Source organism: Streptomyces sp. AK02-01A (genome assembly GCF_033795305.1).
GTDB lineage: Bacteria > Actinomycetota > Actinomycetes > Streptomycetales > Streptomycetaceae > Streptomyces.
The window spans coordinates 1-23,540 of the sequence record NZ_JARBAE010000032.1 but is presented as its reverse complement, the minus strand read 5'-3'; the positions used below and the strand labels follow the sequence as shown (position 1 = coordinate 23,540).

The following is a 23,540-nucleotide window of genomic DNA, read 5'->3' as shown; positions in this document are numbered from 1 at the left end:
CGGTTATCCGGCGGTTACCGGAAGGATCGGACGCGTACTGCCGTCCTCCGGGCATGTCCAGGAGGCCACGCCGTCCACCACCTCGGGCACAGCCGGGTGGCTGTGGCCCGGACAGGGAGGCGCCGGAGTGCCTCCGGTGTGCTCCAGCACACTTTCCTGAAGCTGTTCGGCCAGCAGCGCCACAGCTTCGTCCTCGGTCAGCGACTCCTCCAGAAACACACTGGTGGAGGAGTCGTCGTCGAACGCGAGCGTGACCAGGACCGCCTCACGGTCCTCCGCCGATGACGGTTCACCGGGCTCCACTTCTCCGTCCACACGCAGACGGGAGGTAAAGGCGCTCTCCGTGGCCGGTGCCTCGGACTCCCGCTCAGCGACCACCGCCGTCGCGTTGAGCGTGTGGCCGGCGGGATCGCCGAGCTGGCGCAGAATGATGTGGGCCCATCGCAGGGCTGAGGCGCTGGTCAGTTTCATCACGCCACTTCGTCACTTCTTGGCCTTGACATCCGCCGCCCAGGTGAGCGAACCGGTGCCGGTCCTTCCGCCGATATTGACCCGGAAGGTCATGTAGTCCTGGAATTGCACACGATCGTCGTGCTTGACCGGCTTGAGAGTGCCATGGAAATGGTAGCTCTTACCCACCACATGCCCGGCGTTCTTCGGCTTCCTCTTACCGTTGTTCCACCACGAGACGCCTCGCTCATTGACGTTTCCGGTGATAAAGGACTTCACCCTCGTGGAGATCTTGTAGCCCCAGTTGATGGTGCCGTACCGACAGTTGAAGCGAGCGCTCAGCGTGCCGTTCGCGTCGCTCCAGCTCGGATTCTTGTCGCAGCGGAGCGTCCCTGGCCCTTTCTTCCGCCCGGTCTCCGAGCCCGGCTGCCAGGCACCGGACAGGACCTCTGGCGCGACGGTCCGCCGACCGGCCGGCCGGCCGTGGACGATCGCCGCGATGCGCTCCCTCTCCGCGCGGGTCAACTTGAGCGGAACGCCATGGGACTTCGCGTCCAGCACCACGCGCAGGGTCGTCTCCGACGTGGCTGTGGCGGTGGTCGAGATGAAGGTCCTGTCCTCGGCCGGAGGCGCCACACCGGCCAGATGCGTCTCACCGGTGGCCGATTTGTTCGTCGCGGGCGCCGCGTATGTCCCTGCGGCACCGGACGCCGTCAGCGCCAGTGCGAGACAGACGGACGCCGTAGCGCTCCTCCACGAAAGATGCATGCCCTTGGTCTCCTCTACTCGCCGTCGCGACCGGCCAAGGGCTCCGCGCCCCGAGTCCGTCCTCCGGACCGGATCTCGCGAGCCGGCCCGCCGGACAAAACCGCCCGTGCGAGCCGGGGCCTGGCGGACAAGGGCTCGCGAGATCGGTCTGTCGCATGGGCCACGAGAATCTCGCATCCCATCCGAGTAGAGGGCGTTTTCCCAGCTCAATCACCTGATGGAGTGATGCGGCCGGGCGCCGCGCCCGGTCCTGGCGCGGCCGTACGGGCGAGGGCGGCCGGGACGGCACGGGACCGGGCCGCCGTCGGTCAGGCGCTCTTTCCCGCCCCGGGCCGCAGCGCGGGAAAGGCTTCCGCGAGGCGTTCCGGAGCGGCCTGGGTCCATGAGTCCACCAGGATGTCGCGCAGCTCGTCCAAGTCCTCCAGAGCGCGTAGCCGCACCCGTACCCACGCGGAACTCGCCTCGTGCGGCGGCACCCAGAACTTCTCCGGCTCCGCCGCGATCAGCTCCTCCCGCTCATGCCTCGGGCACCGCACGGCGAACGACGTCTCGTCGTCCGGGACGGTGATGAACATCTTTCCGGCGACCCGGAAAGTGGGCATGCTCCACGCTTCCTTCTCCACCGTTTCGGGAAGGGACATCGCGATACGGCGGACATCATTCGCATCAATCACGGAGACCACCGTAGACGGCCGTCACGGCTCGTGGTGAGCGGGCCGCCGGCCGCTCCACAGCCGCTTCGCCGCGCGGTCAATCCGGCCGGGACGGCGGAGAGTTGGCCGGTCCGGAACCGGATGCCGGAGCAGGCTCCGGTCCTCGGCGGGAGGTTGCCGGTGATCTCCCGGCACCGTCACCACCGGCAGCCGAATCCGGCCGCCCGGACGGTCATCGAGATAGCCGGCTCCCGACACGACCGGCGGCCCTTGGGACGGCTCGTGACGACATGGCCCCGGCGCGCCGCGCGCTAACGGCCCCGGGGCCCAAGCCACACGAAAGGTGCGTGGTTGACCCACACGGCCTCTCAAAACAACCCACTCTATTTATGAGGACCCTACGGTTGTAGGAACTGGAAAGCCCACGGATAGCCGTGGGCCTGTTCCCGCAGAAAGGACACCACGTGTCCCCACGCATTCTCGAAATGCCCGGGCGCCCGCTGCGTCCCGCCACCGTCCTCACTGTCACCGTCTTGTTCCTGGCGACCCCGCTGTGCGTCACGCAGGCAAATGCCTCGCCTTCCGTCTCCGGCAGCAACCGCGCCATTGCCGCAAACATGCTCTCGCCGGCGCAGTACCGGTGCCTCAACCGTCTTTGGACCCGCGAAAGCGGATGGAACCATCGAGCCGGGAACCCGAGGTCCGGCGCGTACGGAATTCCTCAGGCGTATCCCGCCCACAAGATGGCCTCGGCCGGACCGGACTGGCGCACCAACCCTCGAACGCAGATCAGGTGGGGCCTGAAGTACATCAAGACCCGGTACAAGACTCCCTGCCGGGCCTGGAGCTTCTGGCAGCGAAACAACTGGTACTAAAGACTGTCCCGTAATCCCTGGTGGGTCGGCCCTGCGCGTCGGAAATTCTCGGATACATCTTCTTCCCGGCATGGGGCGCCAGTCCATGGAAGTACTTTCTGGCCACCAGAGCGATCCCTTCACACAGGACACGGCCCTCGGCCGTATTCAGGCGAAAGTCGCATGTGACCGACATTTCGCTTTCTCGCCCCGGGTTCTCGCGGTCAATGTGTTTTCCTAAAGGTCCACGTCGTCGTGGAGGAAAACCGCCCGGTGCTCAGGCGGCTCTATTCGGGCCGGATTCTCGTCCAATATCGGCGGAGCGGGCACGCTCAGTGACGACCGGTGCTCCCGGGAGCTTTCGGGAAGGTCCCCGGAATTGTTCCGAGTGCCATCGGATGTGACTGAAGTCCTGCTCCGTGGACAGAGTGATGCCCTCGACCGGCGACGCGACCGTCTGTCGCTCGGCCATGCGGCGGTGCTGTTGTCCGCCGCGAACACCCGCACCTCGGGCGCCGTCCCGCGGTCGCCGTCGTCGCGCCGGAACGGAGGCATTCCGGCACTCTCCGGCGCTGTCGGCGCGGCACTGGAGCGGACTTCCGATGCCCCTCGTCCGCACGGAAGTTGGCCGTCCACGGCGGGCCCCACTCCTGGGATGCGATGTCACCCCGGCTCCATCGCATCCCAGACCACCGCTCTACGGAGTGTCGCCCCGCCAGTCCCATCGACGCGGATCGGTGTCGCGAGGCCCGTACTCCGTGTGACCGCCGGCTCCGTACGAACCGATCTCGGTGAGCAGCGCGGCTCCTTCGCGCAGCCGCCGGTCCGTCCAGCCCGTGACGTCCAGCAGCAGCCCGTCGAGCGGCCCGCCCACCAGTTCCCGGTAGACATGTCCCGGCTGAGGTCCCGGGTCCGGATCATCATGGTCGGCGCCGTACACCCGGCGCCGCATCAACTCGTCCATACCGGCAGCATCCCAGCCGCCACTGACACTGACGGGACGGGCACCGCGTCCATGTCTCCAACGCCGGCCACATCCCGCCGCTGGTGCTCGGTCCGGACGGCGAGGCCCGCTTCCTCCATGACCATGGCCCACTGCTGGGTCTCGGCCTGCCGCATCCGGTCGCGACGGTGCACGAGACCGCACCTGGCACCCGCCTTGTCCTCATCACCGACGGGCTGGTGGAGGTGCGCACCGAGCATCTCGACCACAGCCTCGCCGAGTTCAGCGCCGCCGCGCCGGCCGGCCCGGCGGAGCTCACGGAGCTCCGCGACGCGCTGCTGCCGGCCTTCGGCGAGGACCAGGACGACGACATCGCACTGCTCGCCGTCCGGCTGGCCTGACGTACCGGCTACTTGATTTCGGCGCCCACGGGAAAGTCGGTCGAGCGGGAGAGGTCCTCCCAGGCGTCGAGGTCGTGATCGACGGCCTCACGTCCGGCCCGGACCAGACGCAGCGCGTCGGAGCCGAGCACCAGGTGAGCGGGAGGACGCGGTACGTCGAGGACGTGCAGGACGGCGGCGGCGGCCTTGGCGGGATCACCGAGCTGCTGTCCGCTGGCCGTCCGGCGCGCGGCGCGGATCGGTTCGAACAGTTCGTCGTAGGCGGCGATGGTCCGCGGCGCGCGAACCATGGAGCGTCCCGCCCAGTCGGTACGGAAGGAGCCCGGCTCAAGGGCGGTCACATGGATGCCGAATCCCGCGACCTCCTTGCCCACCGACTCAAGGATGCCCTCCAGGGCGTACTTGCTGCCGCAGTAGGCCGAGACCCCGGGAAAGGCGGCCAGGCCACCCATGGAGGTGACGGCCAGAATATGCCCACGGCGCCGTTCGCGCATAAAGGGCAGAACGGCCTGCACGGTCGTCGCGGCGCCGAAGACGTTGACCTCGAACTGGGCGCGCAGCGCGGCCATCGGGGTCTCCTCGAAGGTCCCTTCCAGTCCGTAGCCCGCGTTGGCGATCAGTACGTCGATGGCGCCGACGGACTCCTCGACCTCCCGGACCACCGCGAAGACCTCTTGCTCGTCGGTGACGTCGAGAAGACGTACATGAGCGCGTTCGGGGTCGAGAGCGGTGAACGTCTCGGCGTCGGATTCCTTGCGTACCGTGCCGACGACGGTGTGGCCGGCCCGCAGTGCGGCGGTGGCGAAGGCGCGGCCCAGCCCGCTGCTGACGCCGGTGATCAGAAATGTCTTGCGTGGCGCGTCATTCATGAGATGTGTGCTCCTGTGATTCGTCCGGAGTCCAGTGCGTCCCGGTGGAAAGCCACTCGACTCGTTGCCGAGGCGGGACGACATCTCTCCAGCCTACACAGTGCAGATTTTTTCCAGCATGGAGTAGATTTGTCAGTGAGTGGCAGTAGCCTTCGGCAGAGAGCCGGACGAGGAGCCGGGCGAGGAGAGGAAGCGCGATGGGCAGACGGAGCGGCGCTCCGAGCAAGGGCGATCAGCGGGAACAGGCTCTGCTCGACACGGCGGAGACACTGCTTGAGCGCATCGGCCTGGAGAAGATGACGGTCGACGCGATCGCCAAAGGCGCCGGTATCTCCCGTGGGTCGCTGTACTTCTACTTCGGATCCAAGCAGGAAGTGCTCGCGGCGCTGGTCGACCGCACGATGGCCGCCATCCGGGCGGAAGCACCGAACACCGCCGAGGACCTGGCGTCCTCGCCGCTCGACGCCATGGAGAAAGCGGTCGGGCGAGTCGAGAAGGCATGGCGCGAACATGGCACCGTGATGCGCGCCGCTGTCGACTACGCGGCGGTGCACCCTGCCATCGGCCGGTCGTGGAACGAGACCGTCGGCTTCTTCGCCGAGACGATGACGGGCCTGCTGCTGAGGGCAGGCGTGCCCGACGGACACGGGCCCGCGGACGCACCGGCGCTCGCACGCGCGCTGTGCTGGATGACCGAGCGCAGCTTCTACCAGGCATCGTGTGCCGCCGGCGACGAACTCGCGCAGGCGGCCGCGACGTCCATGGAGATCTGGCGCCACATCATGACAGCGTCCACACCTCCGGCGAACTGACCGGGCCGACGCCGCCGGCCTATGCGAAGCGGTCGTGGTCGGCCAGGACTTCGCTGATCACATGCCGGTTGAGGGCGGCGCGTTCCTGATCCGCTTCGGTGCACTCGGAGAGAACCAGCAGGGATTTCCACAGCGCCCAGCCCCGGGCGCGCGCCCAGGTGCCGTCGTCCTGGCCGACGGCGTGCCGGAACGCCTTCCTGCTGTCGCCGGAGAACATCCCCCACGCGATCACCAGATCGCAGGCGGGATCGCCGACGCCCGACGTGCCGAAGTCGATGACAGCCGTCAGTTGCCCGTCCGCGACCAGCAGGTTGCCGGAAGCGATGTCGCCGTGGAACCACACGGGCGCTCCGGACCACTCGGCGGCGAGCGCGGCATCCCAGACGGCGGCGGCCCGATCGGTGTCGACACGGCCCTTGAGCATGGCCAGACAGCGGCGGGTCTCCTCGTCGTAGTGGCGCGGCGACGCTCCCCGGTACCAACTGTGCTCTCCGGCGATCGGGCCGCCGACGGCCTCACAGCCCTGGAGAGCGAGAAGGAACTCGGCCACCGAGATCGCGAATCGCGGCATGTCCTCGACGCGTCCTCGGTCGGCCGTCTCGCCGTGCAGCCAGCCGCGTACGGACCACGGAAAGGCATAGCCCTCGCCCGGAGCGCCCTTGGCCAGGATCGGTGGCACGGCGACCGGCAGCGACGGTGCCAGCCGGGGCAGCCAGTGGTTCTCCTTGTCGACCGCCGGGACATAACCGGCGGCGGTGGGCAGACGGACCGTCATGTCGTCGCCGAGGCGATAGGTCCTGTTGTCCCAGCCGTCGACCTCCACCGGAGTGACGGGCAGACCGCTCCAGCGCGGGAACTGCGCGGCGATCAGACGTTTCACCAGTGCGGCGTCGATTCCGGCGCGGCCGTCGTGGGCGAGGGAGACCATCCCACGATCATCGCCTCCGGCCATGACTCCGGGCAACGGATTACTGACGTCTCTCCGGCAGTCCGGCAGGATCTACGCGGCACGCGGGTCGGTCGCGTCCTCGACAAGTGGCAGCTCGGTCCAGATGGTCTTGCCTCTGCGTCCGTAGCGGCAGCCCCAGCGGGTGGTGCACTGCGCCACAATGAACAGTCCGCGTCCGCCTTCGTCGGTGTCGCCGGCCCTCACCAGCCGAGGCTGCGTATTGCTCGGATCGGTGACCTCGCAGATCAGCGTCCCGTCCCGGATCAGGCGCAGTTCCACCGGCCCGCCGCCCGCGTAGCGGATGGCGTTGGTGACGAGTTCACTCACCACGAGTTCCGCGGTGAACGCGATATCGCCCAGGTTCCATTCGTGGAGCTGGTGCCTGGTCACAGCGCGGGCCTCGGAGACGGCGTTCGGGTCGGCCGGGAATTTCCAGCTCCGCACATTGCCGCTCGGCAGTTCTCGCATACGGGAGAGCAGCAGGGTGACGTCGTCGCGTGACGGTTCTCCCGGAGCGTCGCCGAGAACCGCCCGGCCGATGTCGTCCAGCGCCATGTGCGTACGCGCCTGGACGGCGATCTCGTCCTGGAGACGCCGCATTCCGTCGCCGTCGGCATACGGTTCCAGACCGAGCACGCCGTCGGTGTAGAGAGCGAGGATGCTGCCCGGTTCGATCTCCGCGGTCACGGACTCGTAGGGGACGCCGCCGACTCCGAGAGGCGGACCGGCGTTGACATCGATCAGCCGGGGAGTGCCTTCGGGACCGATCAGCACCGGCGGTGGCTGTCCCGCGCTGGCCAGAGTGCAGCGGCGGGTGATCGGGTCGTAGACCGCGTACAGACAGGTGGCTCCCACCACGTCGCGTGTGGCCGGTGGCGCTTCGGCGGCGAGCCGGTGGACCAGGTCGTCGATGTGCGTGAGGACCTCCGCGGGCTCCAGTTCCAGATCGGCGAAGGTCTGGATGGCCGTGCGCAGCCGGCCCATCGTGGCACTGGCGATCAGGCCGTGTCCGAAGACGTCGCCGACGACCAGCGCCACCCGCAGGGACGGCAGCGGGATGGCGTCGAACCAGTCTCCGCTGATGGCGTGTCCGCCGTGGGCCGGCCGGTAGATGGCGGCGGTCTCGGCCGCCGGCGTGTCCGTGGTCGCCCATGGCAGGAGTCGTCGCTGCAAGGCCATCGCCGTACGGTGCTCCCTGGCGTAACGGCGCGCGTTGTCAATGGCGAGCGCGGCCCGGGAACCGATCTCCGCGAGCAGCTCCGTCTCGGCGTCGTCGAAGGCTCCGGGCTGCCGGGTGCGCCACGCGGCGATCGTGCCGAGCAGCCGGCCCCTGGCGTGCAGCGGCGTTACGGCCAAGGTGTGGGCATCGGGAGGGACGAAAAGTGCGGCCCTCTCCCCCAGCGCACGGGTCACCTCGTCCCGGCTCAGCCGGACGGAACGGTTCTTCTGCAGCACGCGCAACTGCGGGCTCAGCGGCGGAACGGTGTAGACGCCGCCGATCTGGAGCAGTTCCGCGGGCCACGGGCCGTCGGTCGAGGCGACCGCGATACGGACCAGGTCGGATTCAGCGGCACCGATCACCTGAGGCGGTTCGCCGCCGGACAGGATGGGCTGGGCCAGATCGACCGTGGCGATATTCGCCAGCTCCGGTGTGACGATGTCGGTCAGGACGCGCGCCGTCCGTGTGACGTCGAGAGACATCCCGAGCCGGCCGGCGGACCGGTGCAGCAGATCTCGGTGACGCCGGATCCTGCTCTGATCGGTGACGTCATGGACCGACACCATGAGCCCGGCCGGCTCCCCCCGGGTGTTCTCCATACGCATCACGCTCAGGGACAGCGTCCACTGACGCTCACCGGGCTTCCGGGAACGCATCTGTGACTCGTACCCGAAAATCGGGACGCCCGTTTTCAGGACTCGCCGCAGCACCGCCTCGACCGCCGCCGCGTCATCCACCGGCATGACGGCGTCCAGCCGGTCACCGGGAGTGAGCGGTGGACCGCCGAACATGTCCGGGGTGATGTTCGTCCGCACCACAGTGAGATCGGTGTCATGGAATGACATGCCGACCATTTCCTGTCCGAATACCGCGTTCAGAAAGGAGAATCCATGTCCCCATCCGAGTGCCTGGCCGAACGGAACGAACAATACGAGCCGGCGCCCGTGGCTGATCGGTGGCGATGCCCACAGGAAGACATCCGTGTCCCTGCCCGACGCGGAGCGCGCGAGGACCGCGCGCGTACCACCGGTGCCGGCCGCACCCAGCTCTCCCGAGGCCGGCTCGGTGCGCGCCTCGCCCACCGGCTGGGACTTCCGCGCCGACGGCGCGATCAGCAGATCGTCGAACGGCCGGCCCTCCACTTCCGCGAAGGTCATACCGACCAGGAGCTCCGCTTCGGCCGACCACTCCACGATCCTGCCGTGTTCGTCCAGCACCGCGACGGCGGGAGCCGGGAAGCAAAAGCCCGGCTCGCCCATGGCATCGGCATGTTCATCCATTGCGGCTCCCTGGTTCCCCGACGGAGCGTCCTGCCGCTCTCCCTTCGGGTCCTACCCGGGCATATCGCGCGATAAAGGTTTGGATCGGACGCCGGACCGTGCCGCGCCCTCCCGCCGAGGGAAAGGAAGGAGGCGGCACCGGTCAATCCGATGCCGGAACGATTTCCTCGGCACGATCACGCTTGCTGTTCATGTCCCAGTACAACTCGGCGAGAACGTCAGGGTTGAAAACAGGCAGCGCCATGCCCTTGGGAGGCGCAGCCATGCCGGACGGCTTGCCGGAAGCCACCGCTGCTTGATATTTCCCGCCACGGGCGATGTAGCCGCCGACAATGAGGTTCCCGACGTACACGCCCGTGTCCGACAGCTCCGCGTTGAGAGAATGCAGATAATTTCGGGTCGCGGCCGTGACGGTGCCAGGTCCGCTCAGATGCGGCAGCGCCCGCAGGGTGGTGATTCCGTGGGTGGCGAGGATGGCGCCGTCACCGCGTTCGATCATTTCCGGCAGGACGGCCCGCACCACCTCGATCGGTGTGAGGAGGAACAGCTTCAGCCGGTCGCTGAGCGCTTCGCTGGTCAGTCGCGTCGCGGAGGTGAACCCGGTATCGGTGGCGGTCGGTCCGTATGCCACGACGTCGATCCGGCCGAAGCGCTCGCGGATCGCGGCGATCAGGCCCGGCACGGCCGCGCTGTCGATGAGATCTGCGGTGAAGGCCGCGGCCTCGATGCTGTCGGCTGCCAGATCCGACACAAAACCGCGCAGTCGCTCCTCGCGGCGGCCGATCAGAGCGACTCTGTAACCCTCTCTGCCGAACCGGTGGGCGAGTGACATTCCGAGACCGGTCCCGGCGCCGAAGATCGCTATCACTTGGGACATGACTGCTCCAATGGAGACATGATGCTCAAGAAGAGATGATGGAAAGGGAATTCGCGCTCGTTGGGCAATGACGAGGCGGCCTCATGGGACGCGGTAACCCGGCCCTCGGCCCATGAGTGAGCGGATCCCGCCGTGACGCGTGCGCCGCCATCAGAAGGAGTGCGGTCCGAATCGTCGTCGCGCGCTGATCCACCAGGGATTACCGGACAGCCCTCACGGCCCGGGCCGGACGGCACGACATTCACCGCGACCGCGTGAGCGGTTCGAGACGGATGACCGGGAATTTGCGGGTGGTGCGGGTCTCGTACTGTGTGCTGTCGGGCCAGTACGCCGACCAGATGCCGTAGAGCCGCCGCCAGTCCGGCGAAGCGGCGCGGACGACGGTGGCTGTTGCGCGGAGCGTCTCGCGGCCGGTTTCCACGGTGGTCCAGCCGGGTCCGGCCTCGATGTTGGCCACCCACGCGGGGTCCCGCGGTGCGCCTCCGGCCGTCCCGCACACCAGGTAGGCGTCTCCGTCGCCGGCGGCGACCAGTGGTGTGATCCGCGCCTGGCCGGTGGCACGGCCGACATGGTGCAGCAACACCAGTTGTTTTCCTTCGAACGGGCCGCCGACCTCGCCGCCGTTGGCGCGGAACTGTTCGATCACTCGGGCGTTGGCGTCCGCGTACTGATCAGCCATGGTGTCCTCCGATTTTGTCCGTGCGGACCTCATATGGATCGTGATGGTGTTGATGGCGTCGGACGGAGAACGAGCTTGCCGCCCGGATGACCACCGGCCAGGACGGCATAGGCGGCGCGAGCCCGCTCCAGCGGGTACTCCGCGGCGATGGTGACGACGAGCCGGCCGGCCGCCGCCAGTCGTACGAGATCCAGCCGGGCGGCGGTGCGGATGCGTTCGGTGTCCGGTCCGGGACCGAGCGCCTGAGCTCCCGCGGCGAGCGCCGCCTGGAAGTTCGCGATGGTCACGACACGGCTGGGGTCGGCCACGAGCTCCAGGGACACCGCGATCGCCTCGTTGGTGCCGACGGTGTCGATGGCCGCCGAGACGCCACCGGGAGCCAGTGCCCGGACGCGTTCGCTCAGGCCGTCGCCATAGCCGACCGGTTGTACTCCCATGGCGCGCAGTCGCTGGTGGCGGCCCGGTGAGGCGGTGCCGATCACACGGGCGCCGCGGAGCCTCGCGAGCTGAGCCACCATGCCGCCGACCGCTCCGGACACACCGTGCACAAGGACCACGTCTCCGTCGTGCACACGGGCCGCCTCCAGCGTGTGCACGGCGGCGGTGCCACTGCCGAGCAGCCCGGCCGCCTCGGCGAAGCTGAGCGAGGACGGCTTACGCAGCAGCACGCCCGCGGGCAGAGTGACCTCGTCCGCCTGCGCTCCGGGCAGCCAGTGCCCCAGCACCTCGTCACCGACCGCCAGCGGCACGCCGTCGAAACCGACCGCGTCCGCGCCGACAGCGGTGACAACGCCGGCGGCCTCGTTCCCGAGGCGCAGCGGGAGCACGCGCTCGTCGCGGCCCATCATCCCCGCGGCGCGCTTGAGGTCGAACGGGCTGATCGCCGTCGCGTGCACGGCGACCACGACCTCATCCCGCCCAGGCGGCCGGGACGCCACCTCCATGACCTCGATGGCATCCACTCCGCGCCAGGCGGTCGCCGCGATCGCGCGCACCATCACCACGGCCGGCCGCCCGGTCAGAACCCGACCTGCTGCCGGATCAGGATGATGTGAATACGGCCCGGCTGCTCCTGGTGGATCTCCAGGACCTTTCCGACGCTGCTGCGCTGCCCGTACGCCGCCTGCGCGCGGACGTCCTCAAGCTTGAGGCTGTGCTGATAGACCCGCTCACGGGCCACTTCCAGCGTCGGCACGAGCTTGTGCGCGCCGACAACGAAGATCACGTTCGCCGCGCCCCAGGCGTAGCCGGCGAGCTGGCTGCCGGAGGCCGACGCGATGACGAGCGACCCGTCCCGGGTGACCGCCTGCACACTGCCCAAGGCGTAGTCCGCCTGGCCGGCGATCACCTTCATCTCCCGTGCCTGCGTTGTGAAATCCAGCGCGAACATCTTGTTGCGCGCCGACTCGTACGCGTCGCCCTTGTTGACCGCGTCGTCGATCCCGGTCTCCTGCAGCGTCACCGACGCGTTCGTCATCACCGACGAACCGTGCGGGATACGCGCCAAGGCGGCTCGGCGGGCCGCGTGGACGTCATCGACGACCTCCACGCCGAACCCGCGCTCCTGCAGAGCGGCAACCGTGGCGGACAGCGTCGCGTCGTCGGGCAGCGTCGTGAAACGCGCCGACGTGTCGATTGTGGTCATTGCCAGCCCCTTGCTTTCCGTTCTTGTCTTGCCGGGTCAGCGGCGCCGCGCCGTCGACCAGGGACGCTCGGACAGTACGAAGCCGCGGTGTGACCGCAGCCTCGACGGCGTCCCGACGAGCATAAACGGACTTTACCCCGCTTAGCCAGCAGGACGGTAGAGTGAGGCCATGAACCGGCCAGTCGTGACATGGGGTGCGTCGTCGCCCACCGAGCGTGCTGACGCGACACGCAACCGGCAGCACCTGCTGGCCACGGCGCGCGAGATGCTCGCGGAGCTCGGGGCGGACCGGCTCACCATGGACGCGCTTGCCGAACGGTCCGGACTCGGCAAAGGGACCGTTTACCGCCGCTTCCGCACGCGCGCGGGAATCTTCCAGGCACTGCTGGACGACGGCGAACGCACCTTGCAGGAGCAGGTACTTGCCGGTCCGCCGCCGCTGGGTCCCGGCGCTTCGCCCATTGAGCGCCTCATCGCCTACGGGCAGGCCCGCGTTCGTTTTCTCGTCGAGCATCGCGAGATCGCGCGCGCGGCACTCGACGGCCGCCAGCCCATCCCGGCCGGCTCCCAGACATCGCAGACCCACATCCGGATGCTGCTCGCAGGGATCGACCTCGGCCCCGCCGATGTCGCGCTGCTCGCCATCCAGCTCACCGCGGCCCTCGAAGGCCCACTCCTGCTCTATATGTCAGCGACCGAACTCAGCAGCACCGCGCTCCAGGTGGAACAGCGGCTCGCCCGCACCTGGCAGGACCTCGTCCAACGCGTCTGCCGTCCCTGACACCACCTGCTGACCGACACCGCCTGCCGACTGGCACCACCTGCCGACGCTCCGGAACACACCACGTGAAAAGCCGGGCGGAGCCGGAGCAGCCATGAGGAGTGCGGCAGACGTCGCCACACTCGTCCGCCTGTTACTGCCGCGGGTCGCCATGGGCCTGCTCGGAGAGCTCCTCCCAGGCGCGCCAGACTTCATGCGCTGCTCGTACTCGGCGGCGATCCGGTCCACCTGGCCCCGGCCGAGAAGGAACCGCAGAGGTGGCCGCTCGGAGTCGACGATCTCCAGAATGGGGCCGCGAGTGGCGGCGGGATCGCCGACCATGCCCGGCTTGATCCGCGCGGCGCGGGCGGCTCGGGCCGGCTCGTAGACATCGATCGGAGTGGCGTGGACCGCGGAGCTGCCGCTCCAGTCCGTGCCGTAGTTGGTCGGCTCGACAACGGTGACGTGCACACCGAAGGGCTCCATCTCCTGGGCCAGCGACTGGCTGAACGCCTCCAGCCCCCACTTCGAGACGTGGTACATGCTCAGGTTCGCGAAGGCCATCACACCGCCGATCGACGACACCTGGAGGAAGTGGCCGCTGCCCTGCGCGCGGAAGATCGGCAGCGCCGCTTTGGTCACCCACAGCGCACCGAAGAGATTGGTCTCGATCTGGGCGCGGGCCTCGGTCTCGGAGATCTCTTCGACAGTGCCGAACAGGCCGTAACCGGCGTTGTTGACCACGACGTCGAGGCCGCCGAAGTGCTCGTGTGCGCGGGCCACGGCCGAGTCCACCGCCGGCTTGTTGGTGACGTCAAGCTCCAGTGGCAGCAGCACCAGGTCGCCGTACCTGTCGGTGAGCGGCTGAAGGCTGCCGGTGTCGCGGGCGGTGGCGGCGACCTTGTCGCCACGCTCCAGCGCGGCCTCGGCCCACTCGCGGCCGAAGCCGCGTGAGGTACCGGTGATGAACCAGACCTTCTCGTTGGTACTCATGCTCAGCCGCCTCCATCTCACCTGTCTTGCTTGTTCGGCTTGTCTTGCCTGTCCAAGCCGGACCGGTTCAGGACGCACCGGGGCGCGGAAGGCGGCCCGGCTCTCCGGCGGTGTCACTCGGAGCGTTCCAGCTTGCCAACAGGCGCAGTTTGTCCTCCGAAGGTGAGTTCCGGTCCGCCGTGTAGAGGATGACGCTCTGCCCGTCGTCCCCTGTCAGGGACAGCGTCTCGTAGTGCAGATCCAGCTCTCCGACGGTCTCGTTGAAGAACTTCTTGCTTCCGTAGGAGTGCTCGTAGAGCTGGTAGTCGGACCAATACCGGGCGAACTCGGGTGAGGCGATCATGATCTCGCCGACGAGCTGCTCCAGCAGTGTGTCTCCCTGCCTGCTGACGGTGAGATGACGCAGTGCCGCGGCGGTCTGCGGCGCGATCTGTGTCCACTGGGGATAGACGACCTTCGCGCGTGGGTTCAGGAACGTCCAGCGGGCGAGATTCCGCTCCCTGAGCGGCAGCGCGTCGAAGTCGTCGATCAGGAGCCGCGCGGCGTCATTGACGGCCAGGACATCCAGGCGTGGGCCGTGCAGCAGTGCGGGCGTGTCCAGCGCGTGGACCATCGCGACGAGCCCCGCCCGGGGTTTGGACACGGGCCGCGATGCCGGCCCGGTCGCCGGCCCGCCTCTCGGCCCGGGTGAGGGCCGGCCTGCGGCGGCCCGGACGAGCGTACGGAAGTGCTCCCGCTCCAGGCCGTCGAGCTGGAGGGCGTCCTCGACGGCGCGCAGGACCTGGTCCGACACCTGGCCGACGCGGCCCTGCTCCAGCTTGGTGTAGTAGGCAGCGCTGATGCCGGCCAGCGCGGCCACCTCCTCCCGGCGCAGCCCCGCGACCCTTCGGGCGAGCGAGGAGGCAGGCAGTCCGGCGCGCTGCGGGTCGAGAGCGGCACGGCGCGAGCTCAGGAACTCTCCCAGTGGGTGGCGGTCGGTCATACCTCCACCGTAGGCGCGATCCCGGCCAGCCGGTGGCCCGGCCTGGCTCCGCTGGTACCACCCTCAGCGGTATCACCTTGCCTCTTCAAAGCCCTGGCCTGGCGTGGTCGTCTGGGCAGTGGCGCGGCCGTCCCGTACGAGGCGGGCCGCGACCCGATCGCGGCACCCGCGCTGTGACACCGGTACCGCCCCGTCCGTCCGTTTCCTGGTTCCATCCGTTTGGAGATCACCATGACCACCCAGGTCCCCGCGCTTGCCGCGCCCAGCGCCAAGGCTCCCTTGCGGCCCACGGCCATCGAGCGCCGCGCTCCCGGTCCGCACGACGTGGTCATCGACATCGCCTACACGGGGATCTGCCACACCGACCTGGCGCTGCTGCACGAGGAGTGGGGCGCGGGCATGGTCTTCCCGATGGTGCCCGGCCATGAGATCGCCGGACATGTCAGCGCCGTCGGCACCGACGTGTCCCGCCACGCGGTGGGTGACCGGGTCGGCGTGGGCTGCTACGTCGACTCCTGCCGGGAGTGCGGCGCGTGCCTGGCCGGACAGGAACAGCACTGCCTCAAGGGCGAGGTCCTCACCTACGGCGGCGTCGACTACCAGGGACGGCCCACGTACGGCGGCTACAGCCGGCAGATCGTCGTCGACGAGAACTACGTGCTCCACATCCCCGACGCCCTGTCGCTCCAGGGCGCCGCACCGCTGCTGTGCGCCGGCATCACCATGTACAACCCGCTGCGACGCTGGAACGCCGGACCCGGCACAAAGGTCGCCGTCATCGGCATGGGCGGCCTGGGCCACGTCGGGATCAAACTCGCCCACGCGATGGGCGCCGAGGTGACCGCGCTCGGCCGCAGCCTGGCCAAGCGCGACGACGGACTGCGCTTCGGAGCCGACGACTACCGTGCCACCAGCGACTCCGCCACCTTCACCGAACTCGCCGAATCCTTCGACCTGGTTGTCAACACCGTGGGTGCCGGCGGCGGCCTCGACGCCTACCTCAACCTCTTGCGCCTGGACGGAGTCCTGGTCAACGCGGGAGTCAGCACGGAACCACTCGACTTCCACGGACCCCTCCTCGGCGACAAACGCCGGATCATCGCCTCCACAAAGAACGGCGGCGTCGGGCAGTGCCAGGAGATGCTGGACTTCTGCGCCCGGCACGGCATCACCGCGGAGACGGAAACGGTCGCTGCCGACCAGGTCAACACCGCCCTCGACCGGCTCGACCGTGGCGATGTGCGCTACCGCTTCGTCATCGACACCGCCACCATCACCGCATCGGCCTGATACCAGCCGCCTCGTCACGGCGACAGGCGGCCGGCTCTTCCCTTCAGCGGCTGCGGCCTCAGGAAGCCACGGGACGTGTCTCAGTCCAGTCGACCATCAGCTTCCGCTCCGCGAAGAACCAGCGACCGTCCAGTTTGGTGAATGTGTCGAGGTAGCGGATGGAGGCCACCATGAGTGTGCGCCTGCCGTCGAGCGTCCACACATGGTGTGCAAGGCAGTACGACTCACCGGTGGCCTGTTCGCCGTCGAGGACCACGGTGCTCTGGCCGTTGAAATGGGTGGTGGTCTCATAGGTATTCAGATGGTCGAAGACAGGGGCGAGCGCCTCTCTCCCGCGCAGCCGCTGTGACGGCTCCGCGGAACGGCTGTCCATGTGGACGACGAAACTCGTGTCCTTGGTGAACAGCGCCATCTGGCCTTCCGCGTCACGCCGATCCGCGCAGTGTGCGTAAGCGTCGATGAGCTCACGGATGGCGAGGCGGTCGGCCCCTTCCTGAGGAGAGAGAGTGTGGTGAATTCCCATGGTGATTCTCCGAGCGTGCGGCGAAACGAGAAGCGAATGCGGCGGGGACGCCGGCGCCTGAGCGGCGCTGGGGCGACCAACTATTTGACATCTGTCAAATAGACTACCTCGCGACGCCGGCCGTGCTCAACCGAGGACAGGCCGCGTCCGCACCCCTGGTCCGTCCGGAGGCGGTCGGCGTGACACCATCGGCGAAGGGGAGGGAAGCGAGGAGTGGCGGCATGGTGGATCCGCGAATCAGCCGCACGGCACATGCGTTGGAGGCGGCGGTGATCACACTTGCCGGCGAGCGCTCAGCGTCTCGGATCAGCGTCTCCGAGCTGGCCGACAGGGCCGGCGTCAGCCGTGCCACCGTCTACAACCGGTACGGCACACCGCTTGAGGTCTTGGTCCATGTCCTGAGAAGGGATTTGGACTCCGCCCGTCACGAGGATGAAGCCCGCCGGAGGACGGGAAGCACTCAGGCGGACGAGGCGCTTCGGCTGGCCACTCAGGACATCGCCGACCACGTTCTGCGTTTCGCCGAGATCTATCGCCGAGCCCTTCTTGACCCGGCCGATCAGGGTGTCTATGCGGCGTTGGCCGACCACTTCGCCGAATACAGCCTGCCCTTCATCGAGCGATCGGCTCCTTTGCCGGTGCCGGAGAGCAGTCACATGATCGTGGCCCAGTTCCTTTCGCACGGTTTTGTCGGAGCGATCAAGCAATGGCTGCTGGATGAGACCATCACGCGGGACGAGTTGGTCGAGGCGGTCAACGCCTGCGCCCCGGCGTGGTGGTCCTGAGCGCCGGGCCCGGCACTGTGTTCGGCACCTCCCAACGCCGTCCAGTGGGTCATCTCGGGCGTTCCCTGGGTTCACCTCGCGAGGACTTCGAGGATTTCCCGGGACGCCGGTCCTGCCGAGGCCGGGTTCTGGCCGGTGTGAAGATTGCGGTCGACGACGGTGTACGGCTCCCAGAGCGGGCCGCGGGAGAAATCCACGTGAAGCTTTCTGACCTCGTCCTCCATCGTCCACTTGGCCTTGGACCGGAAGCCCACCGCCTCTTCCTCGTCGTTGGTGAAGCCGGTGACCCGATATCCGTCGAACGGAGACGTACCGTCGGCCCGCTTGGTGGCCAGCATCGCGGCCGGCGCGTGGCAGACCACGCCCAGCGGCTTGCCCGAGGCGAGGGCCTCCGTCAGGATCCTGGCAGAGTCCTTGTCGAAGGCCAGGTCCTCCATGGGACCGTGGCCGCCCGGATAAAACACCGCGTCGTAGTCCTCGACGCGGACGTCCTGCAAGGGCATCGGGCGCCGCAGTTCGTCGGCCCGCTCGACCACCATCTCCTCATCGCGGGAGACCTCCGCACTGCCGGCCATCTCGGGCCACAGGCTCATGGTGTCGACTCGCGGCACCACGCCGCCGGGCACCGCCACCGTGACCTCGTAACCGGCCTGCGTGAACGCTGTGTACGGGGCCACGAACTCCTCGGCCCAGAAGCCCGTCGGATGCCTGTGGCCGTCCTTCAATGTCCAGTAACTCGCTCCCGTGACAACAAACAGGATCTTCGCCATCGAAATCGCCTCCTCGGCCCGGCCCGGCGACCACCGGGCCGCGACACAGCGCTGCGTAAGGGCTGTCCCGTAATCCCGGCGCGCGCGACGCTACGGCGCCTCGCTACGTTGCCGGAACGCCCGAATACATCCAGTATGCGGGCGTTCAGACCACGCGGCGAGCGCCCGTGCCAGGCGTCGCGAGCCAGGCGCCCTCCTGCGGCACGCGCCGGTCGCCACAGCGACAGCGCCGGATCGGCCCGGCCTCCGCACCGTCCACATCGTGGGCATCACCCACCGGCCGGGCAGTGCAATGTAGTTGACGATCCCGAAGAGTCCCGGATGATCCTCCATTGGAGTGCGGAACATGGATATGTCGAGACGTCAATTCGCCACCGCGACGACCGCCTGGCCTGTCCGGCGGATCATGTGGCTTTCACGCCGGTTGCTCGTTGCTTCGGGCATGGCTCGGAGGGATCTGACGAATCGTTAGTTGTCGCTTCTGGAGCCGCGTCTGCCGCCGTCAGGCGGTCGGGGAGGCCAGTGGAGCAACCACCGCGCGGTGCTCAACGGGATCCTGAAACACGCTTCGACCGTGCGCACCATCGGCGCCGCAACAAGGCCGAACGGACATCAACCGGCTCAAGAACTCCCGCGCCGTCGCGAGCCGTTACAGCAAACGGGCCTATGTCTTCCACGGCACCGTCACCACAGCGACCATCCGCCCATGGCTCCACCCGTGACTCGGCGGACAGGACTGGCAACCTGGTCGGAGGCGGAAACGCTCAGCGCGCGTTGAACGCCGCCTGCAACGCGTCCGCCGTGGGAGCGATGACAACCGCGTCCTCCTGAAGCTCCACAGGAAGATGACGGCGCTCCTCCTCGTGGAAGATCAGTGCCCCACCGTTTTGGGGGACGATCGAGGCTCCGAGGGCTGCCGCCAGCCGGGCAAGCACGCCGAGCATCGCGCCACCGGCAAAGTGCGTCGCCGTCACGCACGGCATCCCCTTATCGCCGTGGGACTTGTGGTAGACATCCGCTTCGCCGCCGTCCTCCATCGCACGCCCCGCGCAGGCCAGGCCGGGTCCTGTAGCAACGTCCGCATTCAGTCTCTACAGTCACCCCATGGCCATCAAGGACGAGCACCCAAGCCGGCCCGACATCGCCGCGATGCTCACCGACCAGACGAACGCGTGCAAGGCAGCACGCGAAGCCATCGCCGCCGGCGGCGACGTACAGGTCTCGGACAGGGAGGTGCCCCACTGGATGGTCGCCGGCATCGCCGCGACGAGGCTGAGACGGTCGTTGGACCGCGGCCTGCCAACCCTCGGCCTCGGCGAGACCGTTGAGATCCTCGCGCGGCACCGCGGCAAGCAACTGCGTACCGGCACCATCGTCGCGGCAGACCGGCTCTCGCTCTTCACACTCTACTTCGACGCCACCGGGACCGAGCTCCTGGCATGCAGCGGCATCCAACGCTCTCCAAGTCCCAGCACGGAGGACTCGTTCGAGCCCTGAGGTGATCCGCGTCCGCGTCACCGGCGTCTGTCCGACCACAGCCGCCACTACCTGCAGAATCTCAGCTTCGAGGAGCGGGTCGTGGAGGCGGGCAATGCCGAAAGATCTCGACTGCGGCCAGGTGTTGCGGACAGCCCTTGGGCGACCTCAGGCGCGGAAGTGCGGGTGTGCGCGCCGCCGGGCGTTTTGATGATTGGCGTGATCGTGGTCGGCGGCGGACCGACCGGCTTGATGCTGGTCGACGAGTCGCGGCCGCACGGTGTGCACGTGGTCGTGCTGGAGTAGTTGACCGAGCCGACCAAGCAGTCCCGCGGGCGCGGCCCGCACGCGCGCAGCGTAAAGATGGCCGCTCAGTGGCAGGCGTCGCTCACTCGCCGGGAAGCGAGTCCAGGAGCTTCCGCGCGGCCTTCAGGTCATTGCTGTCCGCCGTGTCGCCGAGGGCAAGGAGCTGGCGGAGGCAGGAGCGGGCCTCAGCGGTCTCTCCCAGCTCGATCAGGGCCTGACCCAGATCCAGCAGCAGGCTGCCCTCCACATCGGGAACGCCGATACGCCGCATCTGGAGCAGGCCACTGCGAAAGTGGTCGGCTGCCTCGCGCCACCGCCCCAGAGCGGCGTAATCGCGACCGAGGCCGCTGATCGTCTTGGCACGGCATCGGTCGGCGACGTGCCCGCGTACCGGGCAGTCGGGCGCATCCAGGAAGGCGATTATGCGCTCGTGCAGGACCAGGGCTTCCTCGGCGCGGCCGAGTTCGCGCGGGAAGATCCGCTGGAAGGTCATGGCTGCGAGCCAGGCCTCGTGGTCGCCGGCGGCTTCGAACAGGTCGACGGCGGCGCGAACCTTGTCGAAGCCCTTCTGGCTCTCACCGAGGTAATAGTGGGCCAGTGCCGCGTAGTTCAGTGCCCAGGCCTGCTGGGAGGCGTCCTGGGCGCGGCGGGCGCACTCCAGCGCTTCGTCGGCTCGTTCGATGGCCTCGCGGTAGCGCTGCTCGCAGTCGGCCAGGGTCCAGGAGTAGAGGTTGAGGTGGACGGCCTGCAGGTACGGGTCGTCGAGTGCGGCGGCGGCCTCGCTGGACAGGCGGAAGACCTCGGGCCAGTGCCCCCAGAGGGCCCACAGGCCGACAAACCATTCCATGGCAGCGGCGGTCTCCACCACCCGGGTGTGCTCGCCACGGGCGGCCGCGCCGCGCAGTGCGGCGAACCAGGCGGGGGCTTCACTCTCAAGCCAGGCCCGGGCCTGCTCCGGGCTCTCCAGCGGGACCAGGCTCTGCGAGGACGCGGGCGGTGCGCCGTCCACCCGGCGGCCGGCGACGGTTGCGGTCTCCAGCAGCCAGGCGCGCAGCCGCTCCTCGGCCGCTTCCTGCTCGCCGGGCTCCTCCTCGCGCGACAGGCGGGTGCGCGCGAACAGCCGCAGCAGGTCGTGCAGCTGATACCGGCCGGTGAAGGATGCCTGCAGCAGCCCGGCCTCCACCAGATCCTCCATCACGTCCTCGGCCTCGAAGACGTCGGTGGCGGTCAGCGCGGCGCCATAGGCGGCGGTCATGTCCGGCCCCGGGACCAGGCTCAGCAGCCGCAGCATCCGGGCGGCCTGGGAAGTCAGCTGGCGGTAGGAGAGCTCGAACGCCGCCTCCACCCGCACGTCACCCGCGGCCAGGGCGCCCAGCCGGCGTTCCTCGTCGGTCAGGCGGCGGACCAGGTGCTCCACGCTCCACCCCGACCGGACCGTCAGCCAGTTCCCCGCCACCCGCAAGGCCAACGGCAGACGTCCGCACAGCTCCGCCACCCGCGCCACGGCCCCGGTTTCCGCCTCGGCCCGTTCCTTGCCCAGGATTCGGCTCAGCAGCTCGACGGCTTCAGCCTGCGCCATCTCCGACAGCGCCAGGCGGTCGACGTCCTCCAGCCCGGTCAACGGCCGCCGGCTGGTGACCAGCACCAGACTCCGCCCGCCCGGAGGCAGCAGCGGACGTACCTGCCCCTCGTCGCGGGCGTTGTCCAACACCACCAGGCACCGGCGCTCACCCAACTGAGCCCGCAGCAACCCCGCACGACCCTGCGCGTCCTCCTGCGCCAGCCTGCGGTCCGACACCCCCAGGGCCTTCAGCAGCTTCAGCAGCGCCTCACCCGGGTCCACAGGGCCTTCCACCCCGTGCAGGTCCACCACAAAACACCCGTCAGGGAACTCCCCTGCCAGGTCCGCCGCCGCCTTCAGCGCCAGCGTCGTCTTCCCGCACCCCGGAGGACCCGAGACGACCGACACCGACACACCGCTACGTGACCGGTCCGCTGCCTCCCGCAACCGCGCGAGCTCACGGTGGCGTCCCGTGAAGTCCCCCACGGATCGCGGCGGCACAGCCGTCCCCGCCACCGCCACCTCACCCGTCGAACGCCCCGCCCGCGCAGCCGCCAGCAGAGCCTCCCGCTCCGTATCCGCCAGCCCCAGCCCCTCCGCCAGCGCCACCACCGAACGCCGCTGCGGAACCCGGCTGCGCCCCCGCTCCATATCGCCGATCGCCCGGCCACTCACACCGGACGCCTCGGCCAGCTCCTCCATCGTCAAACGAGCCTGCTGCCGCAGATCACGCAGCACAACCCCGAACGGTCTCTCCCCAGACACAACCCCTCCTCCTTTCTCCGCCCCGACGCGGTTGTGGACGGTCGGCCAGGCGCCGAACTCCCTCGGCATCTCCCGCCGCTGCCCGCCCGTCCTGAACGGCCGGATCACGGCCTCGGCCCGATGCGCTGTCTCTCCTCGTCGGGCGCCCTCGCGCCATTCAAGACGATCCGCCCGATCGGGCCCCAGCACGTCCACGGATTAATCACGCCTCGATATGCACCCTAAGGGCTGACCCGTGTTGATCTTTCACGGATATGAACCTTGCCCGGAGATATGAACCTCGCCGCCGGCCCGCACGCGATCGGCGAGCCGCCACTCGAAGTCGCCCCGGCCAGGATCACCAACGCCGGCAACGCCCTCACCGCACACCTCAACCCCGTCCGAGCACCCATCACCCTCGCTGTCCAGCCCGCCCCAGGACCCCGCCGCTGGACCCCGCTGGACCGGCTGGTCCCCAATCGGTCCTCAAGAAACACGGAAAGGCGGCACCGGATTTCTCCGATACCGCCTGCGACCTGCGAAAACGCTGGTCGGGACGACAGGATTTGAACCTGCGGCCCCTTGACCCCCAGTGAACGAAATACCGTCCAGGGGTCGCAGGTCAACGGCGGTTGTGGGGTCCGCTGTTGTCCGTGGCTGTGCGGGGGAATCCGTGGGTGTTGCCGTCGATACTGCCGTCAGCGGTACGGGAGTTATGTCGTGCTGTTGCTGGAGCGGCTGCGACGCACGAGGACCTTACTGCCATACGCCAAATTCGGCACGGAGTATGGCGCGGATGGTCTGCTCGTACAGCTCATCGCCGGTGCTGGCACCCACCGCGCCCAACGGAGTGCCGAACACGGCCGCGCAGGCCGCATCCCCACCCACGCCCTGGACGACTACGTCCAGCGCCACCTGGAAGAGGCCGCCCGATGACCACGCCCCGCGACA

At 68.6% G+C, this 23,540-nt stretch carries 25 protein-coding genes and 2 pseudogenes; 9 read left to right on the top strand and 18 right to left on the bottom strand.

All coding sequences use genetic code 11. The features are described from left to right. Nucleotides 1-3: 3 nt before the first annotated feature. From PV679_RS25475 to PV679_RS25465, 3 genes are all read right to left on the bottom strand, one after another. A complete protein-coding gene (locus PV679_RS25475) occupies nt 4-471 on the bottom strand; it encodes a hypothetical protein (RefSeq protein WP_319682720.1) in 468 nt (155 codons plus the stop codon). A 12-nt stretch (nt 472-483) separates the two neighbouring features. Then, complete coding sequence (locus tag PV679_RS25470; RefSeq protein ID WP_319682719.1) at nt 484-1,218, bottom strand: hypothetical protein; 735 nt, start codon at nt 1,216-1,218, stop codon at nt 484-486. Nucleotides 1,219-1,526: 308 nt separating this feature from the next. Further along, the gene (locus tag PV679_RS25465; RefSeq protein WP_416069803.1) at nt 1,527-1,859 is read right to left on the bottom strand and encodes an MmcQ/YjbR family DNA-binding protein; all 333 of its coding nucleotides are present in this window, start codon (nt 1,857-1,859) and stop codon (nt 1,527-1,529) included. A gap of 497 nt (nt 1,860-2,356) precedes the next feature. Between PV679_RS25465 and PV679_RS25460 the strand changes: the two genes are divergently transcribed. Further along, entirely contained in the window at nt 2,357-2,746 is a 390-nt protein-coding gene (locus PV679_RS25460) for a transglycosylase SLT domain-containing protein (protein WP_319682781.1), read from the top strand. A gap of 676 nt (nt 2,747-3,422) precedes the next feature. Here PV679_RS25460 and PV679_RS25455 read toward each other — a convergent pair. Next, complete coding sequence (locus PV679_RS25455; protein ID WP_319682717.1) at nt 3,423-3,689, bottom strand: hypothetical protein; 267 nt, start codon at nt 3,687-3,689, stop codon at nt 3,423-3,425. Nucleotides 3,690-3,772: 83 nt separating this feature from the next. On the opposite strand from PV679_RS25455, the gene PV679_RS25450 reads away from it, so the two are divergent. Then, complete coding sequence (locus tag PV679_RS25450) at nt 3,773-4,069, top strand: SpoIIE family protein phosphatase (RefSeq protein WP_319682716.1); 297 nt, start codon at nt 3,773-3,775, stop codon at nt 4,067-4,069. Nucleotides 4,070-4,077: 8 nt separating this feature from the next. On the opposite strand, the gene PV679_RS25445 is transcribed toward PV679_RS25450, so the two are convergent. Beyond that, entirely contained in the window at nt 4,078-4,938 is an 861-nt protein-coding gene (locus PV679_RS25445) for an oxidoreductase (protein ID WP_319682715.1), read from the bottom strand. A gap of 197 nt (nt 4,939-5,135) precedes the next feature. On the opposite strand from PV679_RS25445, the gene PV679_RS25440 reads away from it, so the two are divergent. Next, the gene (locus PV679_RS25440; protein ID WP_319682714.1) at nt 5,136-5,750 is read left to right on the top strand and encodes a TetR/AcrR family transcriptional regulator; all 615 of its coding nucleotides are present in this window, start codon (nt 5,136-5,138) and stop codon (nt 5,748-5,750) included. 19 nt (nt 5,751-5,769) lie between these two features. Here the strand turns inward: PV679_RS25440 and PV679_RS25435 are convergent, their stop codons facing one another. The 6 genes from PV679_RS25435 to PV679_RS25410 all read right to left on the bottom strand — a co-directional run bounded on the left by PV679_RS25435 (nt 5,770) and on the right by PV679_RS25410 (nt 12,399). Continuing rightward, nucleotides 5,770-6,678 (bottom strand): aminoglycoside phosphotransferase family protein, encoded by a 909-nt coding sequence (locus tag PV679_RS25435; RefSeq protein WP_319682713.1) that lies wholly within the window; start codon nt 6,676-6,678, stop codon nt 5,770-5,772. Nucleotides 6,679-6,750: 72 nt separating this feature from the next. Then, on the bottom strand, nt 6,751-9,198 hold the full coding sequence (locus PV679_RS25430; protein WP_319682712.1) for a SpoIIE family protein phosphatase: 2,448 nt from the start codon (nt 9,196-9,198) through the stop codon (nt 6,751-6,753). A 142-nt stretch (nt 9,199-9,340) separates the two neighbouring features. Then, complete coding sequence (locus PV679_RS25425) at nt 9,341-10,030, bottom strand: SDR family NAD(P)-dependent oxidoreductase (RefSeq protein ID WP_416069800.1); 690 nt, start codon at nt 10,028-10,030, stop codon at nt 9,341-9,343. A 286-nt stretch (nt 10,031-10,316) separates the two neighbouring features. Beyond that, nucleotides 10,317-10,754, bottom strand: a complete 438-nt coding sequence (locus PV679_RS25420) for a nitroreductase/quinone reductase family protein (protein WP_319682710.1) — start codon at nt 10,752-10,754, stop codon at nt 10,317-10,319. Nucleotides 10,755-10,783: 29 nt separating this feature from the next. Continuing rightward, entirely contained in the window at nt 10,784-11,752 is a 969-nt protein-coding gene (locus tag PV679_RS25415) for an NADP-dependent oxidoreductase (RefSeq protein ID WP_319682780.1), read from the bottom strand. 20 nt (nt 11,753-11,772) lie between these two features. Then, on the bottom strand, nt 11,773-12,399 hold the full coding sequence (locus tag PV679_RS25410) for an LUD domain-containing protein (protein WP_319682709.1): 627 nt from the start codon (nt 12,397-12,399) through the stop codon (nt 11,773-11,775). Between the two features lie 169 nt (nt 12,400-12,568). On the opposite strand from PV679_RS25410, the gene PV679_RS25405 reads away from it, so the two are divergent. Further along, nucleotides 12,569-13,180: a helix-turn-helix domain-containing protein gene (locus PV679_RS25405; protein ID WP_319682708.1), complete on the top strand. Its 612-nt coding sequence runs from the start codon at nt 12,569-12,571 to the stop codon at nt 13,178-13,180. Here the strand turns inward: PV679_RS25405 and PV679_RS25400 are convergent. Continuing rightward, nucleotides 13,088-14,152, bottom strand: coding sequence for an SDR family NAD(P)-dependent oxidoreductase (locus PV679_RS25400; RefSeq protein ID WP_319682707.1), 1,065 nt, complete (start codon nt 14,150-14,152; stop codon nt 13,088-13,090). The genes PV679_RS25405 and PV679_RS25400 overlap by 93 nt on opposite strands. A 67-nt stretch (nt 14,153-14,219) precedes the next feature. Beyond that, on the bottom strand, nt 14,220-15,134 hold the full coding sequence (locus tag PV679_RS25395) for a helix-turn-helix transcriptional regulator (protein WP_319682706.1): 915 nt from the start codon (nt 15,132-15,134) through the stop codon (nt 14,220-14,222). A gap of 231 nt (nt 15,135-15,365) precedes the next feature. On the opposite strand from PV679_RS25395, the gene PV679_RS25390 reads away from it, so the two are divergent. Then, nucleotides 15,366-16,424 carry an NAD(P)-dependent alcohol dehydrogenase gene (locus PV679_RS25390; protein ID WP_319682705.1) on the top strand — a complete coding sequence of 353 codons (1,059 nt, stop codon included), beginning with the start codon at nt 15,366-15,368 and terminating at the stop codon, nt 16,422-16,424. A 58-nt stretch (nt 16,425-16,482) separates the two neighbouring features. On the opposite strand, the gene PV679_RS25385 is transcribed toward PV679_RS25390, so the two are convergent. Beyond that, nucleotides 16,483-16,947: a nuclear transport factor 2 family protein gene (locus PV679_RS25385; RefSeq protein WP_319682704.1), complete on the bottom strand. Its 465-nt coding sequence runs from the start codon at nt 16,945-16,947 to the stop codon at nt 16,483-16,485. Nucleotides 16,948-17,168: 221 nt separating this feature from the next. Between PV679_RS25385 and PV679_RS25380 the strand changes: the two genes are divergently transcribed. Beyond that, nucleotides 17,169-17,732, top strand: coding sequence for a TetR/AcrR family transcriptional regulator (locus PV679_RS25380; protein WP_319682703.1), 564 nt, complete (start codon nt 17,169-17,171; stop codon nt 17,730-17,732). Nucleotides 17,733-17,803: 71 nt separating this feature from the next. Here PV679_RS25380 and PV679_RS25375 read toward each other — a convergent pair whose 3' ends face one another. Further along, nucleotides 17,804-18,502 carry a type 1 glutamine amidotransferase domain-containing protein gene (locus PV679_RS25375; protein WP_319682702.1) on the bottom strand — a complete coding sequence of 233 codons (699 nt, stop codon included), beginning with the start codon at nt 18,500-18,502 and terminating at the stop codon, nt 17,804-17,806. 564 nt (nt 18,503-19,066) lie between these two features. On the opposite strand from PV679_RS25375, the pseudogene PV679_RS25370 reads away from it, so the two are divergent. Then, nucleotides 19,067-19,224 (top strand): annotated as a pseudogene (locus tag PV679_RS25370) (IS5/IS1182 family transposase); the annotation flags it as partial. Nucleotides 19,225-19,266: 42 nt separating this feature from the next. Here the strand turns inward: PV679_RS25370 and PV679_RS25365 are convergent. Further along, nucleotides 19,267-19,539 (bottom strand): hypothetical protein, encoded by a 273-nt coding sequence (locus PV679_RS25365; protein WP_319682701.1) that lies wholly within the window; start codon nt 19,537-19,539, stop codon nt 19,267-19,269. Nucleotides 19,540-19,606: 67 nt separating this feature from the next. Here PV679_RS25365 and PV679_RS25360 point away from each other — a divergent pair, with 67 nt between their 5' ends. After that, a complete protein-coding gene (locus PV679_RS25360; protein WP_319682700.1) occupies nt 19,607-19,999 on the top strand; it encodes a hypothetical protein in 393 nt (130 codons plus the stop codon). 189 nt (nt 20,000-20,188) lie between these two features. Beyond that, a pseudogene (locus tag PV679_RS25355) lies at nt 20,189-20,353 on the top strand (FAD-dependent monooxygenase); the annotation flags it as partial. A gap of 13 nt (nt 20,354-20,366) precedes the next feature. On the opposite strand, the gene PV679_RS25350 reads toward PV679_RS25355, so the two are convergent. After that, nucleotides 20,367-22,583, bottom strand: coding sequence for a helix-turn-helix domain-containing protein (locus PV679_RS25350; RefSeq protein WP_319682699.1), 2,217 nt, complete (start codon nt 22,581-22,583; stop codon nt 20,367-20,369). 762 nt (nt 22,584-23,345) lie between these two features. Beyond that, nucleotides 23,346-23,540 (bottom strand): hypothetical protein (locus tag PV679_RS25345; RefSeq protein WP_319682698.1); only part of this gene is annotated, 195 nt, incomplete at its 5' end.

Coding starts and splice junctions, on each gene's coding strand:
- PV679_RS25445 (WP_319682715.1), bottom strand. CDS start 4,938: ATGAATGACGCGCCACGCAAGACATTTCTGATCACCGGCGTCAGCAGC.
- PV679_RS25425 (WP_416069800.1), bottom strand. CDS start 10,030: ATGTCACTCGCCCACCGGTTCGGCAGAGAGGGTTACAGAGTCGCTCTG.
- PV679_RS25395 (WP_319682706.1), bottom strand. CDS start 15,134: ATGACCGACCGCCACCCACTGGGAGAGTTCCTGAGCTCGCGCCGTGCC.
- PV679_RS25410 (WP_319682709.1), bottom strand. CDS start 12,399: ATGACCACAATCGACACGTCGGCGCGTTTCACGACGCTGCCCGACGAC.
- PV679_RS25470 (WP_319682719.1), bottom strand. CDS start 1,218: ATGCATCTTTCGTGGAGGAGCGCTACGGCGTCCGTCTGTCTCGCACTG.
- PV679_RS25405 (WP_319682708.1), top strand. CDS start 12,569: ATGAACCGGCCAGTCGTGACATGGGGTGCGTCGTCGCCCACCGAGCGT.
- PV679_RS25440 (WP_319682714.1), top strand. CDS start 5,136: ATGGGCAGACGGAGCGGCGCTCCGAGCAAGGGCGATCAGCGGGAACAG.
- PV679_RS25360 (WP_319682700.1), top strand. CDS start 19,607: ATGGCCATCAAGGACGAGCACCCAAGCCGGCCCGACATCGCCGCGATG.
- PV679_RS25365 (WP_319682701.1), bottom strand. CDS start 19,539: ATGGAGGACGGCGGCGAAGCGGATGTCTACCACAAGTCCCACGGCGAT.
- PV679_RS25380 (WP_319682703.1), top strand. CDS start 17,169: ATGGTGGATCCGCGAATCAGCCGCACGGCACATGCGTTGGAGGCGGCG.
- PV679_RS25460 (WP_319682781.1), top strand. CDS start 2,357: ATGCCCGGGCGCCCGCTGCGTCCCGCCACCGTCCTCACTGTCACCGTC.
- PV679_RS25435 (WP_319682713.1), bottom strand. CDS start 6,678: ATGGTCTCCCTCGCCCACGACGGCCGCGCCGGAATCGACGCCGCACTG.
- PV679_RS25400 (WP_319682707.1), bottom strand. CDS start 14,152: ATGAGTACCAACGAGAAGGTCTGGTTCATCACCGGTACCTCACGCGGC.
- PV679_RS25430 (WP_319682712.1), bottom strand. CDS start 9,198: ATGGATGAACATGCCGATGCCATGGGCGAGCCGGGCTTTTGCTTCCCG.
- PV679_RS25415 (WP_319682780.1), bottom strand. CDS start 11,752: ATGGTGCGCGCGATCGCGGCGACCGCCTGGCGCGGAGTGGATGCCATC.
- PV679_RS25465 (WP_416069803.1), bottom strand. CDS start 1,859: ATGTCCCTTCCCGAAACGGTGGAGAAGGAAGCGTGGAGCATGCCCACT.
- PV679_RS25375 (WP_319682702.1), bottom strand. CDS start 18,502: ATGGCGAAGATCCTGTTTGTTGTCACGGGAGCGAGTTACTGGACATTG.
- PV679_RS25385 (WP_319682704.1), bottom strand. CDS start 16,947: ATGGGAATTCACCACACTCTCTCTCCTCAGGAAGGGGCCGACCGCCTC.
- PV679_RS25390 (WP_319682705.1), top strand. CDS start 15,366: ATGACCACCCAGGTCCCCGCGCTTGCCGCGCCCAGCGCCAAGGCTCCC.
- PV679_RS25455 (WP_319682717.1), bottom strand. CDS start 3,689: ATGGACGAGTTGATGCGGCGCCGGGTGTACGGCGCCGACCATGATGAT.
- PV679_RS25420 (WP_319682710.1), bottom strand. CDS start 10,754: ATGGCTGATCAGTACGCGGACGCCAACGCCCGAGTGATCGAACAGTTC.
- PV679_RS25475 (WP_319682720.1), bottom strand. CDS start 471: ATGAAACTGACCAGCGCCTCAGCCCTGCGATGGGCCCACATCATTCTG.